At 47.0% G+C, this 16,051-nt stretch carries 14 protein-coding genes; 9 read left to right on the top strand and 5 right to left on the bottom strand.

Going from position 1 to position 16,051, the window contains the following annotated elements; translation table 11 throughout:
- The first annotated feature begins 9 nt into the window (after nucleotides 1-9).
- Genes cydB through UM402_RS10605 form a run of 3 tightly spaced genes read left to right on the top strand, consistent with a single transcriptional unit; the run spans nucleotide 10 to nucleotide 4,307 of the window.
- Nucleotides 10-1,017, top strand: coding sequence for a cytochrome d ubiquinol oxidase subunit II (gene cydB, locus UM402_RS10615; protein ID WP_058576175.1), 1,008 nt, complete (start codon nucleotides 10-12; stop codon nucleotides 1,015-1,017).
- A 9-nt stretch (nucleotides 1,018-1,026) separates the two neighbouring features.
- Nucleotides 1,027-2,673 carry an ABC transporter ATP-binding protein/permease gene (locus UM402_RS10610; RefSeq protein ID WP_058576176.1) on the top strand — a complete coding sequence of 549 codons (1,647 nt, stop codon included), beginning with the start codon at nucleotides 1,027-1,029 and terminating at the stop codon, nucleotides 2,671-2,673.
- Nucleotides 2,670-4,307, top strand: coding sequence for an amino acid ABC transporter ATP-binding/permease protein (locus tag UM402_RS10605; protein ID WP_058576177.1), 1,638 nt, complete (start codon nucleotides 2,670-2,672; stop codon nucleotides 4,305-4,307). The genes UM402_RS10610 and UM402_RS10605 overlap by 4 nt, the downstream gene beginning before the upstream one ends.
- Nucleotides 4,308-4,363: 56 nt before the next feature.
- Here UM402_RS10605 and UM402_RS10600 read toward each other — a convergent pair whose 3' ends face one another.
- Entirely contained in the window at nucleotides 4,364-6,106 is a 1,743-nt protein-coding gene (locus UM402_RS10600) for a bifunctional protein tyrosine phosphatase family protein/NAD(P)/FAD-dependent oxidoreductase (RefSeq protein ID WP_058576178.1), read from the bottom strand.
- A 13-nt stretch (nucleotides 6,107-6,119) separates the two neighbouring features.
- The gene (locus UM402_RS10595) at nucleotides 6,120-6,992 is read right to left on the bottom strand and encodes an MBL fold metallo-hydrolase (protein WP_053953683.1); all 873 of its coding nucleotides are present in this window, start codon (nucleotides 6,990-6,992) and stop codon (nucleotides 6,120-6,122) included.
- A gap of 230 nt (nucleotides 6,993-7,222) precedes the next feature.
- Here UM402_RS10595 and UM402_RS10590 point away from each other — a divergent pair, with 230 nt between their 5' ends.
- The 6 genes from UM402_RS10590 to UM402_RS10565 all read left to right on the top strand — a co-directional run bounded on the left by UM402_RS10590 (nucleotide 7,223) and on the right by UM402_RS10565 (nucleotide 13,299).
- Nucleotides 7,223-8,119: an MBL fold metallo-hydrolase gene (locus UM402_RS10590; protein WP_053953684.1), complete on the top strand. Its 897-nt coding sequence runs from the start codon at nucleotides 7,223-7,225 to the stop codon at nucleotides 8,117-8,119.
- Between the two features lie 47 nt (nucleotides 8,120-8,166).
- Nucleotides 8,167-8,796, top strand: coding sequence for a peroxiredoxin (locus tag UM402_RS10585; protein ID WP_058576179.1), 630 nt, complete (start codon nucleotides 8,167-8,169; stop codon nucleotides 8,794-8,796).
- Between the two features lie 116 nt (nucleotides 8,797-8,912).
- Nucleotides 8,913-9,665: a sulfite exporter TauE/SafE family protein gene (locus UM402_RS10580; RefSeq protein ID WP_322295308.1), complete on the top strand. Its 753-nt coding sequence runs from the start codon at nucleotides 8,913-8,915 to the stop codon at nucleotides 9,663-9,665.
- Between the two features lie 91 nt (nucleotides 9,666-9,756).
- Nucleotides 9,757-11,643, top strand: a complete 1,887-nt coding sequence (locus tag UM402_RS10575; protein WP_058576180.1) for a hypothetical protein — start codon at nucleotides 9,757-9,759, stop codon at nucleotides 11,641-11,643.
- 10 nt (nucleotides 11,644-11,653) lie between these two features.
- On the top strand, nucleotides 11,654-12,214 hold the full coding sequence (locus UM402_RS10570; protein WP_053953687.1) for a gamma-glutamylcyclotransferase: 561 nt from the start codon (nucleotides 11,654-11,656) through the stop codon (nucleotides 12,212-12,214).
- An 11-nt stretch (nucleotides 12,215-12,225) separates the two neighbouring features.
- Nucleotides 12,226-13,299 (top strand): AI-2E family transporter, encoded by a 1,074-nt coding sequence (locus UM402_RS10565; RefSeq protein ID WP_058576181.1) that lies wholly within the window; start codon nucleotides 12,226-12,228, stop codon nucleotides 13,297-13,299.
- Here UM402_RS10565 and cfa read toward each other — a convergent pair.
- The 3 genes from cfa to UM402_RS10550 all read right to left on the bottom strand — a co-directional run bounded on the left by cfa (nucleotide 13,296) and on the right by UM402_RS10550 (nucleotide 16,020).
- Entirely contained in the window at nucleotides 13,296-14,411 is a 1,116-nt protein-coding gene (gene cfa / locus UM402_RS10560; protein ID WP_058576182.1) for a cyclopropane fatty acyl phospholipid synthase, read from the bottom strand. The two genes, UM402_RS10565 and cfa, sit on opposite strands and share 4 nt — an antisense overlap.
- Nucleotides 14,412-14,482: 71 nt before the next feature.
- Nucleotides 14,483-15,670, bottom strand: coding sequence for an ammonium transporter (locus tag UM402_RS10555; protein WP_058576183.1), 1,188 nt, complete (start codon nucleotides 15,668-15,670; stop codon nucleotides 14,483-14,485).
- A gap of 11 nt (nucleotides 15,671-15,681) precedes the next feature.
- Entirely contained in the window at nucleotides 15,682-16,020 is a 339-nt protein-coding gene (locus tag UM402_RS10550; RefSeq protein WP_058576184.1) for a P-II family nitrogen regulator, read from the bottom strand.
- Nucleotides 16,021-16,051 lie beyond the last annotated feature (31 nt).

Genomic DNA, 16,051 nt, shown 5'->3' with positions numbered 1-16,051 from the left:
ATGTCAGTTATGAGTGAACCCGTTTTTGACTTAACCTATATTTGGGCTGCAATCATTGCCTTTGGTGTCATCATGTATGTACTGATGGACGGCTTTGACTTGGGGCAGGGTATCCTGTTTATGTTCGCACCGAGCGAACAAGATAGAGATATTATGATGAATTCGGTTGCCCCTGTTTGGGACGGCAACGAAACCTGGTTAGTGCTTGGTGGAGCCGGGTTGTTGGCTGCTTTTCCTTTAGTCTATTCAATCTTCTTACCTGCACTTTATATTGGTGTGTTTTTACTTCTGGCAGGGCTCATTTTCCGTGGTGTAGCCTTTGAATTCAGGTTTAAAGCGCATTCGTCCAGGTACTTATGGAACTGGTCATTCGCTATTGGCTCCACCGTTGCAGCGTTTGCACAGGGCGCGGTAGTGGGCGCTTACATTCAAGGTTTTGAAACAGAGAATATGCGGTACGTTGGCGGTGCATTAGATTGGCTAACACCCTTCACTGTTTTGACCGGTGTAGGTTTGGTTGCGGGTTATGCACTGCTTGGTGCAACCTGGTTAGTGATGAAGTCAGAAGGAGCGACTCAAGATTGGGCTTACAAGCTTGTTAAACCACTATTGGCAGCTGTGTTAATCATTTTCCTTGTCATTAGCGTTTGGACTCCGTTTGTCGATGCATTTGTGGCTGAGCGCTGGTTTAGTGGCTTCTCTGCAATTTGGCTACTGCCTATACTCGGTTTACTCAGTGCATTCTGGATTTATCGGTCTGTTAGTCAGCGTCGCGAAGGCACGCCATTTATTGCGACCATGGCGCTATTTATCTTTACGTATTTAGGCTTGTTGGCAAGTAAATGGCCTTACGTAGTACCGCCGAATTATACTCTTGCGGATGCGGCGTCAGCACACGAGTCTCAGCTGTTTCTGTTAATAGGGCTGCTATTCGTTATTCCAATTGTACTGGTCTATACCGCTTGGACCTATTGGGTATTCCGAGGTAAGGTCAAAGCTGACCAGGGTTATCATTAGGAATGGTGAATGAACGCTGATTTTGCGTCTGCTTCAGCCTATTTAAAGCAGCTTGCTGCTTACGTAAAACGCCCCATTCAGTGGGCGTTTTTGTTAGGTTTATTAAAAACAGTGGCTGTCATCGGGCAGTTATCATTCCTGGCACTATTGGCCGAAAGATTATTTGTGAGTGGACACTCACTTTGGTCTCAGCCAATGCTATTGAGCGGGTTATCGCTCACCAGTTTGTTAAGAGCAACGCTGCCGCAAATACAGCAACAGTTTCTGCGCAGAGCGACATTATTGGCAAGCCAACAAGCTCGTCAGAAGCTTGCTGACGACTGGCAGCGAAAAGTGTTAGCGGGAAAGCCGTTAGCGGCAGCAGACGGTTCGTTGCAATTAGAGCCTATTGAATCTTTGAAGGGCTACTTCAGCCGCTATTTGGTGCAACAGTATTTGGTCGTCACCTCTCCGTTACTTATTTTACTGGTGTGCTTTTACTTAAACCCAGTTGTTGGTGCTTTACTCCTAATTTCAGGACCGATTATTCCGGTTTTTATGGCGCTTGTTGGTATAGGGGCTGAAAGGTTAAGCCAAAAACATGCACAACAAACGTTTGCGTTGAGCCGTGTATTTACTGACAAATTACGCAACCTAACGACGTTAAAGCTATTTGGTGCCGGTACTGCTGCTGTTAATGATGTCGCAGTAGCGGGCGAAGATTACCGCAAAGCCACTATGTCGACTCTTCGTATTGCGTTTTTATCGTCAGCTGTGCTGGAGTTTTTTTCCAGTGTGGCGATTGCCGGTGTTGCTTTGTATGTGGGTTTTGGTCTATTGGGTTATATCGACTGGTTAGGCGCTGACCAATTAACCTTATTTACAGGGCTCTTCGTTTTGCTGCTGGCGCCGGAATACTTTGCGCCACTTCGACAATTTGCGCAAAGTTACCACGATCGCGCGGCGGCTGTTGGTGCCGCGACCTTATTGTGCGAGTTAAATAAAGATAGCCTTACCGCTGAAGAAAGCTCTGGTACTAGTGATGATTTGCGCAAAGACACTCATCTTTATGCTTGGAATAACCTAAGCGTGACATTTGGCAGTAGCGGAGCTAATAAGCAATTAAAGTTTCCTGATAGCGAGATAGCGCGGGGGGAGCTTTGTGTAATAACAGGTGACTCAGGCAGCGGTAAAACGACGCTAGTCAAAGTTCTGTTGGGGCAGCTGCCGTTTCAGGGACAGTTATCTCAACAAGTCGAAAGTACTCACCAAATTGCCTATTTTGCTCAGCAACCATTCCTAACCGCAGGCAGCTTGCGTGCTAACCTCAACATATTCGAGCATCACAGTGACGCACAAATTTTCGAAGCATTAGCACAGGTGCGTCTTGGTAAGCTTCTGGCAACGCTCCCTGAGGGACTTGGCACTAAGCTTTCAGAGCACGGGGTCGGACTATCTGGAGGTGAGCAGCGTCGGCTTGCGTTAGCACGTTGCCTATTATCTCAACGAGCTGTCATTATCGCCGATGAGCCGACGGAGAATCTTGACGAAGTGTCTGCGGAAGCTATTAGAAAGTGCTTACAGAGTTATGCCCATGATGGCAATACCGTCATTGTCGCAAGTCATGATCCATTACTTATTAAACGGGCTACGCAATTAATAAAGGTGTCGGCATGAATCACCGTGACTGGCAATATTTAAAGCCCTGGCTTAAGCAGCTTAGAAGTGTCCGGCTTCAGATTTTTATTGGCTTGGGGCTTGCGACAGCGACTGCGTTATTTGGTATTGGTCTATTGTCATTGTCTGGTTGGTTTATAACAGCCGCCGCTTTATATACTGCATTTGATATTTACACACCGGGGGCCGGAATTCGCTTTTTTGCTGTGACGCGTACTCTGAGCCGCTATGTAGAGCGTTTGATCAATCACGATGCTGTTTTAAAGCTACAAGCGCGCTGGCGTGTCGCGCTGTTCAAAAGACTACAAGGCCGTTCGCTGGCAAGCTTAGCCCCTTTGCGAGTTGCCGACGGCGTGCAATATTTAACGCGTAATTTGGATGCCATGGATAACCTGCTGTTAAGGCTTATGGCGCCGGTGTTGGTTTTCGTATTATCGTCGTGTCTGTTGATTCTCTTTTGGGGAATCTGTATTCCTTCGGCAGCGATAGCACTGGCAATAGCGGCATTGCTTGTGCTCTTTGTCAGTGTTCGAATGGCAAAGCAAACACGTGCTTTGGCAATGCAACAACTGCAATCAACACAGCGTTTGCGGCGGCAGTCGATGGCGTTTACTGAGTCAGCTACTGAGCTACTCGCATGGGGGGCGTATAAAACCCACCGGCAGGCGTTACTAAAGCAAGCCCAACGACAAGAGCAGCTCGACGACAAGCAGCTGGCAATTCAGCATAAAACACTATGGCTTGTCGAAATATTCTCTCACAGCGTCTTTTTGCTAGCGGTGATACTTTCAGGCTTTGCTTTTGAGACGGGTATGATAAGCAGCGCTGAAATGATTATGTTGGTGCTCTCAGCGCTAGCATGGCAAGAGATTGCAGCGGAGTTACCGTCTCAATGGGGAGGCTATGGAAAAACGGTAGCGGCAGCGAAACACTTGTTAGCTAATGAAACCTCAGTGCGGAAGCCAGTAAAGAGTCACAGCAGCAAGCCTCTGAAAAAAGCTATTTCCTTGACGCTGGATAACATCAGTGTCAAACGAGGCAAGCGAGTCCTGATAAGGCCGGTATCGGCACAGTTTAAACCCGGTTATGTACATTGGCTGAATGGTCCGTCAGGCCTTGGTAAAAGCTCGTTAGCCGAAGCCATTATGGGGTGGCTGCCCTGTTTCACCGGAAAAATCACCTTATCGCAAGGGGCGGATGTAGATAACCATATCAGCTTTTTAACGCAAAGAACGGAAGTATTGGATGGGTCGATAAGAGAAAACCTGAACCTATCGCATCAACCTATCGGCGATGAAGAACTCTGGGCGGTATTGCAGTTAGTGGAACTGGATAATGTAGTAAGGGCCTTACCGGAATCACTGAATACCCTGGTTGGTGCCAGAGGCGTGATGCTATCAGGCGGTCAATTACGGAGACTTGTGTTAGCAAGAGTTTTATTACAAGGGCGTCCCATTATTTTGTTAGATGAGCCTTTTGCGGGGCTCGAGCGTCAACTGGCGAAAAGAATGCTGGAAAATATCGTTGCTGCCTACAAGGACAAAACGTGGATTATTATTAGCCACCTTGGGCCAAACGAACTTGATAACCCGAAAATTCCACAGGGGGAAACGGTAGTACTTAAACCGTTTTAACTAAAAAGCAGCGACTACCGGAGAGAATGAGTAGCCGCCACTAGGTTGGGAAAGGTTTATTTCTTTTCTTCGAAATTGCAGGCGTCAGGTGCGCTATGCGGTTCAGGTCGGTGACTGAGGTGTTTAGGCTTGGCTAGCCATTCCTTGCCTTTAAGCATGATATCCCAATATAGCCACGGCAACATTTTCTCTTTTAGGAACCAAGCCAAGCGAGTCGGTTTTGTGCCGTCAACTAACCAGGCTGGGAAGGTAGGTTGTAATTTGCCGCCATAACCAAATTCAGCCAATACGATTTTTCCGCGCTCTACCGTCAATGGACAAGAGCCATAGCCTTCGTAAACCGCCATTGCGGGTTTACCTGCAAGCGTCGACAGTACATTTTCGGCAACGACCGGGGCCTGTTTACGAACTGCTGCAGCGGTTTTCGCATTAGGTGCGTTAGCCACATCTCCAACGGCATAAATGTTGCCATACTGTTTGTGCTGAAGTGTTTCTGCACTGACATCTACCCATCCTGCTTTATCGGCTAATGGGCTCTTGGCAATAACGTCAGGCGCTTTTTGCGGCGGACAAACATGTAACATATCGAATGACTTCTCTACTTCAGAGGTATGGCCGTTGCTGTCAGTTACTGCAAACGTTGCTTTTTGATTGGGACCGTCTACAGCAATTAAATTATGCTGAAACTGTAAATTGATGCCATAGCTATCAACGTATTTTTGCAACGCCGGTACGTAGTCTTTGACGCCGAAAAGAGCTGCGCCTGCCGTGCAAAACTCAACATCAATGTCTTTTAGAAAGTTACTACGCTTCCATTCGTCGCAAGATAAATACATTGCTTTTTGTGGAGCTCCAGCACACTTTATCGGCATTGGCGGTTGCGTGAAAATGGCTTTACCCTTGCGGGTGGCCTGTACTAATTTCCAAGTGTACGGTGCAAGATCAAACCGATAGTTTGAAGTGACACCATGCAGCCCCAGACTTTCTTTTAATCCCGGAATTGCTTCCCAGTCTAGTTTGAGTCCGGTTGCTACAACCAGACTTTGATACGCAATTTGGTCACCATTTTCGAGGACGATGCGTTGCTGCTCAGGCAGGAACTGACTGACTGCGGTTTGGTACCACTTGGCGGCCTTCGGCATGATGTCGCGCATCTGTCGTTTGGTTTGCTCACGCTCAAAAACGCCACCGCCGACTAGGGTCCATCCAGGCTGGTAATAATGTGCTTCAGCCGGCTCAACAATAGCAATATCGGTTTGCGGTTGGCGCTTTAGAATACTAGCGGCAACTGACTGGCCACCGGCTCCGCCGCCAACGATGACCACTGTATGTTTGTTGACCGAAGGGGCGTTTGCTTGAGAAGTGTCAGCAGTGCTTTGCTCAAAGCGTTGCTGCATACGGGATTGCTGACCTGAGAGGTCGTAGCCTGCTTCTTGAGCTGTATCGAGTAACGTTTGTGGAGCTAGATGAGCAGCCTCTGTCAACGCCCACAAGGTACATGAACGAGTGCCGGTGCGGCAATAAGCGAGTACGGGGCCTTTGATATCGGCCATCAGCTTCGCAAACGCACTTACATCATCGTCGGTGATATTCCCGGAAACTACGGGTAAGTGTTTAAATGTTAGTCCATTTCTCTCAGCTGCCTGCTTAATTTTGTCGGCATTGATTTGATCGTCGCTTTCGTTATCAGGGCGATTGCAGACGATGGTTTTGAAACCCAGAGATGCAGCAACACCGACATCCTCGACAGAGATCTGTGGTGAAACACTGATAAACGGGCTGAGTTTACGACGTTCCATAACAAGACCTCATTTAGAATAGGTTAAGCGGAATTTTCAGGTAACGTTGGTCGTTATCTTCTGCTGGCGGCATTTGCCCTGCGCGCATGTTGACTTGTACTGAGGGGAGGATTAACCGGGGCATACCCAGTGTCGCGTCGCGCTCGGTACGCATTTTCACAAACTCTTCTTCGGTTTTTCCGCCACCGACATGAATGTTGTTTTGCTTCTCTTCTGCAACGGTTGTTTCAAAGGCATACTCATCGCGATCGGGGGCTTTGTAGTCGTGGCACATAAATAAGCGAGTGTTGCCCGGCAAAGCAAATACTTTCTGTATAGAGCGGTACAACGTGCGAGCGTCACCGCCAGGAAAGTCACAGCGCGCGGTGCCATAGTCGGGCATAAATAGGGTATCGCCAACGAACGCGGCGTCGCCGATGACATAGGTAAGGCAGGCCGGCGTATGACCCGGTGTATGTAGTACTCTTGCCTCAATATTACCGATATTAAAGGTATCTCCATCGGCAAACAGCCGGTCAAACTGACTACCGTCACGAGCAAACTCGGTACCCGCATTAAATGCTTTACCGAAAGTCTCCTGAACGGTCTTAATATGTTCTCCAATACCCAGTTTTGCACTGGTTTTCTCTTGCAAATAAGGAGCCGCAGATAAGTGGTCAGCGTGAACGTGGGTTTCTAAAATCCAGTCCACGGTAAGCTGCTTTTCTTTTACAAAAGCCAATATAGCCTCAGCTGACTCTGTGTTAGTGCGGCCTGCGGCGTAGTCAAAATCGAGTACGGAGTCAATGATAGCGCAGTGTTTAGATTCTGGATCCTGCACAACATAGCTGTATGTGTTTGTCGGTTCATCGAAAAAGTGAGTAACGACAGGATTCTTTGATGACATATATAAAGCCTCTTCAGTAATATATGACCAAAAGTAATATCTATATAACCAACACTAACTCCAAAGAGAGCAATGGGCAAATAACAATAAGTTATAGTTATCAATTCTATTAGAACAAAATTTTAAATCTAAAATAACGATTAAAGTAATCGTTTTTCAAATGGGCTGATCGCTTGAAGTAATTACTTTTTGTTATATGCTTATAACCAAACTCAAGCGAGGAGGTCATTATGACAAGCATCATTCGCAAAAGCCCATCGACAGGTGGAAGTTCTCCTGATGTATGGGGAATCTACGAAAAAGACACTGGATCTGTTCAGTATATCGTTGCAGATCCTAATACCAAAAAAGCGGCGCTTATTGACGTTGTTCAGAACTTCGATCCGCGCAGCGCAAAAACGTCATTTGAGAGCGCTGACGAAGTATTGGAGCTGGCGAAAGACAACGGTCTAACCATCGAATGGGTTTTAGATACGCACCCGCACGCTGACCACTTGATGGCATCAGCTTATTTAAAAGAGAAAACCGGTGCACCTAATGCTATTGGAGAGAAGACCTGTGAAATAGCAGAGCTATGGAGCGATTACTACAACGTATCAGGGCTCTTCGATCCGAAAAAGGATTTCGATCGGTTATTTAAAGAGGGGGATACCTTCAGCATTGGTGATCTTGAAGTCAAAGTCTGGTTATCACCGGGTCATACATTGGGTTCAATTACTTATATTGTGGGTGACGCCGCATTTGTGCATGACACATTTATGTATCCAGACAGTGGTACGTCACGCGCTGACTTTCCCGGTGGTTCTTCAAAAGATTTATGGGAATCATTGCAGCGTATCTTGAGCCTTCCCGAAGAGACACGCTTGTTTGTTGGGCATGACTACGGAAAAGGCGGACGCGAGGCTCAGTGGGAAGCCACTGTGGCGCAGCACAAACAAAGCAATGTGCATTTATCGGGTGATGTCAGCGAGCAGGAGTACCGAAAGGTACGAGACGAACGCGATGAAACCTTGGCGCTGCCAGACAGAATGTTACACGCTCTGCAAGTTAACTTGCGTGCAGGGCAATTACCACCTGCCGAGAAAGATGGACAGCATTACTTCAAAATTCCGGCGAATAAATTTTAATTAATTGAATTAACTAAATGACGACAATCGAAAGAGAGGAAATACTAATGAGTTTACGTATTGGCACTATCGCACCTAACTTTAAAATTGAAACAACCACAGGCCCCATCGACTTTCATGAATGGGCTAAAGGGTCTTGGACGTTTTTCTTCAGTCATCCGGCCGACTACACGCCAGTATGTACGACTGAAATGGGTCGCACTGCGCAGTTAGCTCCAGAGTTTGCTAAACGCAATGTTAAGCCACTAGGCCTTTCAACTGATACGGTTGAAGAGCACCTAGGTTGGATTAAAGATGTTAACGAAACACAAAATACTGTGCTTGAGTTTCCTATTGTTGCTGACAAAGACAAAGCAGTGGCTGAACTGTATGACATGATTCATCCGGATGAAGATGACAATGCGGCTATCCGCTCGGTTTACATTATTGACCCGGATATGAAAATTCGCCTGACGATGACTTACCCAATGACTGTAGGTCGTAATTTCGCCGAAATCTTGCGTGTAATCGATGCACTGCAAACAACGGATAGTCAAGAAGTGGCTTGCCCTGCAGATTGGGAGCCCGGTAAACCGGTTATTATTCGTCCAAGTGTTTCTGACGAAGATGCAAAAGCGAAATTCCCGCAAGGCTGGGAGACACTGCGTCCTTATCTACGCTTGACGAACCTTAAGTAATTTCTGCGGGTTAGCAAGTAATTTACAGGTTAAAGGTCGCGTACTAAGCGCGGCCTTTTTTGTTTTAATTCTTTTTTGTTATAATCATATTTCAAATAAGAATATGAGGTAAAAAAATGCTGCTAGCGATTTTAGGTGCTGTGATTATTGGTTTGAGTTTAGGCTTATTTGGCTCCGGGGGCTCAATACTAACTGTTCCTGTGCTGATGTACTTAGTGGGTATGCCCGCAGGTGAATCAATTGCCTCGTCATTATTAATTGTTGCCGGCATCAGTTTGTTTGGCTCAATTTCCTACATAAGACGGAAAAACGTAAGCTGGCGCCACTTCTGGGTATTTGGTATTCCCGGGATGATAGGTACATACGGTGGTGCGTGGATAGGCACATTAGTTGATAGCCGCTGGCAGTTACTTGTCTTTTCTCTATTAATGATAGTTGCAGCATTACTTATGTGGCGCAGTAAGCCTAAGCCTCCTGGCCATGTTACTGAAATGAACTATGCCAAAGTAACGCTTGAGGGCTTAGTGGTGGGTGTGATAACCGGTTTTGTTGGGGTCGGCGGAGGCTTTCTCATTGTACCAGCACTGGTTCTTTTAGCCGGACTATCAATGCCTGTGGCAATTGGTACAAGTTTGTTAATTATCGTCATTAAGTCTATTGCCGGCTTCTTTAAATATTATGCAGTCATGTCAGCTAACGACGTCGAGTTTAACTGGTTTATTATTTCTATAATGATAGCCGGCGGAATTCTCGGGAGTATTTTTGGCTCTAAAATCGGCCGTAGCTTACCCAAAGAAAAGCTCCAGAAAGGATTTGCTGTGTTTCTTGTGCTAATGGGCATTTTTGTGATTACCAAGTCGGTGATTTAAAAAGAAAACTGAGATATTTTCGTTGCTCAAAAGTTTACGAGCCGTTAACCTTTAACCTTTAGTTTTGTCTAAAGCGAATAGGGGATTGTCAGTGGCTTTTGATTACGGCTCCATAGATCTAGGGCTTAAAAACCCATTTAAAACAGAGGGACTTGTCACCGCCTTGCGTGGCGGTATACAGCTAGTCGCGGCTGTCTTTTTGCTGGTATCGGCGGCCGGCTCAGTCAAAGAAGACGCGCTTACCGGTTGGGTTCTGGCTATATTCGGTGTACTGCTGCTGATTGCTGGCATAAAAGTCATCAGTGGCGGTATTATGGCCATGCTTCGCTATTTTGTAGGCCGTAACCACCCAACGTCTCTGGCTCGAAACTTTAGTAAGTCGGAGCGCAGTACCTCACAAGAAGAAATGCCTTATGTTGGCTATACCGATCGGGGCTTGGAAGAAATGCTTATGGGTCGTAAAAATGCGACCTTTGTAGAGCCTAAAGGACTGTTGGCGCGCATTGCCCATACGGTTTTTCCTAAGCTGCTATTTATGCCATACCCCGTGCGTAATATGGCGCAGCGTTTGCTTGGCGCCTGGGTTCGTACTATTACCGCCATGATAGCATTCGGTTTTGCTGCGTTTGTGTCTTTGGCAGGTTTCGCCGGAGAGGCTGGGGAACTCGCCTTTCCGGTTTATACCGTATTGCTGACGCTTTATTTAATTCAAGTATGGCGCAAGGCGGGAACATCAATTTCACGAAATGCAGAGCAGTCCATTGACTCAATGGGCGCAGGAGCTTTGGCAAAAACGGTTGTTTTCTCACTGCTACTGCCGGTTGTCGTGGGGCTCGTATTTTCCTGGTGGATGTCTTCTGAAAGCGTGACAGCCTCAGAAGTAGAAGTTTGGTTTTCCGCGTTGCCTTCGTTTCATGCGGGGCTTTATCTAACAGGCATCGCATTGGGTGCATTAATATCTACTGCCATTTCAGTTTTGCTACTTAAAAAGCGCCTTGCAAAAGCCAACCCGGTATCAGAAGTATCAGAGCTGCGGGAAAACTGGCAGGAGTCAGTGCACCCGAAGGAAATATTTATAAACCTCGACAACCTGGTCATGGCGAATCGCCGTTACAAAGAAGTGCCGAATCGTGTCTATCGTGAACTGAACCCTAGCTTGCAAGAGCAAGTAGATGGTAAGGGCGCATTTAATGGTGAGATGATCCAGGAAATACAGCCAAAAGTGAAAGATATGGAATTGGGTGCATCGTTTGGTCAGTTCCGTTTTATAAGTCTGCTGCTGGGCAATTTGCTGTTTGTTGGCGGTATTATTGCAACCTTTCTCTTGGCTTATGAAGTGACAGAAGTTGCTGCCTTCTTGCGAGGCATTGACTATCAAGTGAATACATCTGCTGAGCTTTTAGCATTCGCGACTGTGGCGGTTGGAGCCATTCATGTTTTTTTAATTGGTTATTTGTTGAAGGCCTTTGCCCACTTGCTGGCGAATGTAGCACACCTATTCTTCGCGGAGATCCAGTTTGAGTCGTTACTTATTTATTTTAAGTGTGAAGGTACATTCACCGAGTCTAAAATATCAACCGGAACCGGTATTCACGACAGCACACGCTCTGAAAATACGCTGGTTAGAAGCAGTATTACCCCTTGGGTTATTGTTTCCCGATTAGTAACTACGACCTTTGCTGCTACCGGTATGAGAAACCTCGAGCACCCGCGGCATATTCTGGAAATGCACAGAGCCGATGCGGAGCTCGAGAGTATACGAAACGATGTGATAGACTTTTTGAAAGACAGAGAGTCAATAGCGTCGCTGACCAGCAAGCGTGACTTGGGTAATGCCTCGCAAATTCATCAGCTTAATGAGCAGACTCGCGCGATTCCAGGCTCTCAAGAACGTTTAGATGAGAAGCAGCAAACGTCTGATGAGGAAGCCGCCGGTTACCTCCGACAGGAAGAAGACTTAAATAACGACAAGCCGTAACGGGAGAAGTATGTCGCAAAACACCATAGCCGAAAACAAGAAACGTCACGACTTAAGTGGTCATAGCGAGGTTTGGCTGTTCGGCTATGGGTCGTTGATTTACAAGGTCGACTTTCCTTACTTAGAGCGCGCACCAGCTTACATTGAAGGTTGGTCGCGACGTTTTTGGCAGGGGTCACACGACCACCGTGGTACGCCGGAAGCACCGGGGCGCGTTTTGACATTAATCGAAACGCCGGGAGAAAAGTGTACGGGTATGGCCTACAAAGTAACGCCCGATGTGTTTGAGCACTTAGATCATCGTGAGAAAAACGGTTATTTACGCTTTACCACACCCATGACGTTTCGAGACGGCAGCCAGCATGAAGGGCTTGTCTATATTGCAACCGAGGACAACGAAGCCTTCTTAGGGCCTGCCAGCAGTAAAGAGTTGGCTGAGCATATCGGGCAGGCGTCAGGCCCAAGCGGTCCAAACAGTGAGTATTTGGTGAAGCTACAGCTCGCGCTTGAACAGTTAGATGTTCACGACCCGCATGTTTACGACATTTACCAAGATTTAATAAATAGTTAGGGAATATCACCATGCGTGAGTCTATTGAAAGGCGTTCGTTCATACTGGCTTTGGCGCTTGTCAGTGTTGTATTTGCATTGGTACTGAAACCGTTCTGGGGAGCTATATTTTGGGCTTGCGCAGTGGCGGTTATATTCTTTCCTCTTCAGGAAAAACTGAAAAGTATTTTTGGCGAGAAGCCAAACCGAGCGGCCTTAAGTACGCTGATGGTGGCCTTGTTCATTGTTGTATTACCGGTGTTAGGCATTGCTTATTCGTTTGTTCAGGAAGGTCTGAGCTTTTATCAAAAGCTTGACTCAGGCAAGGTCAACCCGGGTGAGTTTTTCGAAGAAATTAGAACCGCATTTCCTTTTATTAATGACTTACTGGCTCAGTTCGATATTACGCCAGCCGACGTTAGAGAGCGCCTGTCATCATTCGCTGTGACGGCAAGCCGAATGTTCGCGGAGCAAGCTTTAAGTATTGGTCAAAATACGTTTGCTTTTATTATGAGTGTCGCACTTATGCTGTATTTGACCTTCTTTTTGCTTCGCGACGGTAAGCAGTTGCTGTATGTCTTGATGAAGGCATTGCCACTGGGTGACGAACGTGAACGCCAATTGTTTCAAAAGTTCGCCGAAGTGACTCGTGCGACAGTAAAAGGAAACATTGTCGTTGCTATGGTGCAAGGTGCGTTAGGTGGCCTTATATTTTGGTTGTTAGATATTCCCGGCCCGATTTTATGGGGTGTGGTTATGGCGTTCTTGTCGCTAATACCTGCAGTGGGAGCAAGCTTGGTGTGGTTGCCGGTATCGATTTACCTCTTTGCGACGGGAAGTTGGGTTGCTGGCTCTATACTAGTAGCCTACGGCGCAGTGGTCATTGGTCTGGCCGACAATGTACTGCGTCCTCTTTTAGTGGGACGTGATACCAAACTGCCGGATTATTTAGTGTTGTTTTCAACGCTGGGCGGTATTGCATTATTTGGTATTACCGGCTTCGTTTTAGGGCCTCTCATTGCCGCGCTATTCTTGGTGTTTTGGCAGCTGTTTATGTCCGAGTTTAATACCACCGATGTCTATGAAGACGATAAACCGCAGCGTTAAAGCTGCGGTCTTAAATAACCGTCGAGCTGACCTTTAGGCGACAATACCCACTGCCAAAGCTGAATGTCGCGAGCGCGGAAAGCACCGGCGCAAGACAGCAGATAATATTTCCACATGCGATAAAACTCATCATCAAACTGGCTTTTAAGCTGCGGCCAGGCCGCATCAAAGTTCTCAAACCAAGCCATGAGCGTTTTATCGTAATACGCCCCAAAGTTATGAAGATCTTCGCAGACAAACTTCTGTTCCAGTGCTTGTCCAATTTGAGAAATAGAGGGAACTTCCCCGTTGGGGAAAATGTATTTGCTTATCCATGGGTCGGCCGCCGTATCACTGACGTTTTTACCAATAGTGTGAAGCAGAAAAAGTCCGTCAGGCTTGGTGCAGCGTAATGCCACATCCATATAGTCGTCGTAGTTTTTCTGCCCAACGTGCTCAAACATGCCCAAGCTAATGACTCGGTCAAACTGCTCGTTTAAGTCTCGGTAGTCCTGTAAACGGAACTCGACAGGTAGCCCCTCACAGCGTTTCTCGCCCAGCGCCACCTGCTCTTTGGAAATGGTGACGCCCACACATTTCACACCATAGTTTTCAGCAGCGTACTTCATGAAGCTACCCCAGCCGCAACCAATATCCAGCACCGTCATGCCTGGTTTCAGCCCCAGCTTTTGGCAGCATAGCTCTAGTTTGTCACGTTGTGCGTCGTCTATGTTATCTGCTTTTTCCCAATAACCGCAGGTATAGACCATGTTGTCATCAAGCATGGCTTGATACAGGTCGTTGCCCATGTCGTAGTGGTGTTGTCCGACTTTCCAGGCACGCGACTTGTCCTGTAAGTTAAATAAGCGGCTTTTCAGAGAGTGAAAAATGAGCCGGGCAGGGTTTACTTCGTCCTGAATGCCAGAGCGCAGCAGCTTAAAAAAGAACTGATCCAGTGACTCGGCGTCCCACAGCCGAGCCATATAAGACTCACCAAGTCCCAGGTTGCCACGCGAAAGAGCCTCATCAAAAACAGACTCGTCATGAACTTGCATATCCCAGGCGCGGTTTCCGTTAATGCGAATATCGGCCTGGGCTAATAATTCCTCAACATATGCCTTAGAGGTTGCCATAACATTTGGTCCATTCTTTCCAGAAATGTCGCATTAACTTAACAGGAAGCTATAACCCTGACAATGAGTAGTCACTGTCCTTCCGGAGAGCGAATAAATTCAGGGTAAGCCTCCACGCCGCAGTCCACTTTATCTAAGCCCGCATACTCTTGTTCTTTGGTGACCCTTATTCCGATTGTGAATTTCAGTAACCCCCAAAGGACAAAGCTCGTTAAAAAGCCCCAGGCCAGAATGACGGATGCTCCTATCAACTGGTTAAGCAGAGTTGCCCCCGAGTCACTGATTGGAACGACCAGGGTACCGAATATTCCCACCACCCCGTGAACTGAAATAGCCCCAACAGGGTCATCGATATGCAGTTTGTCCAGAAAAATAATGGATAGCACAACCAGTATTCCTGCCGTAAAGCCAACAATGGCCGCCAGCCAACTTGGTGGAGTAACGGGTTGTGCTGTTATAGCAACTAAGCCTGCGAGGGCGCCATTTAGAATCATCGTGAGGTCAGCCTTTTTAAAAAAGACTTTGGTAAACAAATAGGCCGCGACCGTTCCTCCCGCTGCTGATATGTTGGTATTCACAAAGGCGGAAGCAATAGCATTGGCATCTGCGGTAGAGCTTAATGCAAGCTGAGAGCCGCCATTAAAGCCGAACCATCCGAACCATAAAACCAGAGTTCCCAAAGTGGCCAGTGGCATATTAGCGCCTGGAATGGCCATTACGGCATCTGATTTAGAATATTTGCCCAAGCGTGGACCTAGTAATAGAACAGCGGCAAAAGCGGCGGATGCTCCGGTTAGGTGAACAATACTTGAACCGGCAAAATCAACGAAGCCAAGTTCTGACAGGAAACCGCCACCCCAGCTCCATGCGCCCTGGATTGGGTAAATAAAGGCGCTTAATGCAACACAAAAAAGTAAAAAGCTATTGAGTTTCATGCGCTCTGCAACAACGCCCGAAACAATAGACATTGCGGTGGCGACAAACACCATTTGGAAAAAGAAGCCGGCGTCAGCTGCGTGGGCTGTTGGCGCCGCATTTGGGTACATGATGGCATAACCAATAAACAAATAGCTGAGGCAGGCTAACGCATATAGGGTGATATTCTTAGTCAGTATCTCTGTCGTGTTTTTAGCTCTGACCAAACCGGCTTCAAGCATAGAGAAACCCGCGGCCATCCACATAACAAAGGCGCCGGAGATTAATAAAAAGAAAGTGTCTAAAACATAAGGCAGTTGCGCTAAGTGCTGTTGAGATTCCATGAGTGCTTCCTCTATAAAGCTTGTTCGTTCGTTTCTCCAGTGCGAATGCGTATGCAATGCTCTAAAGGGGTGACAAAAATTTTCCCATCGCCAATGCCGCCGGTCTGCGCCGCTGACTGAATGACTTCTAACGCTCGCTCTAGCTGCGCGTCACTAACCGCAATTTCGATACGAATTTTAGGGAGAAAATCAACGGTGTATTCGGCGCCTCGGTAAAGTTCGGTGTGTCCTTTTTGACGACCAACACCTCTGACTTCCGATACGGTTAGTCCTTGGCAGCCTATCTCGAATAAAGACTCTTTCACGTCGTCCAATTTAAACGGCTTAATTAATGCGATAATCATTTTCATGGGCTTTACCTTGTTAATGCAGTGTTAACCT

It is taken from the genome of Idiomarina sp. OXR-189 (genome assembly GCF_034373425.1).
Lineage (GTDB): Bacteria > Pseudomonadota > Gammaproteobacteria > Enterobacterales > Alteromonadaceae > Idiomarina > Idiomarina zobellii.
This window is presented reverse-complemented; position numbering and strand designations above follow the sequence as displayed.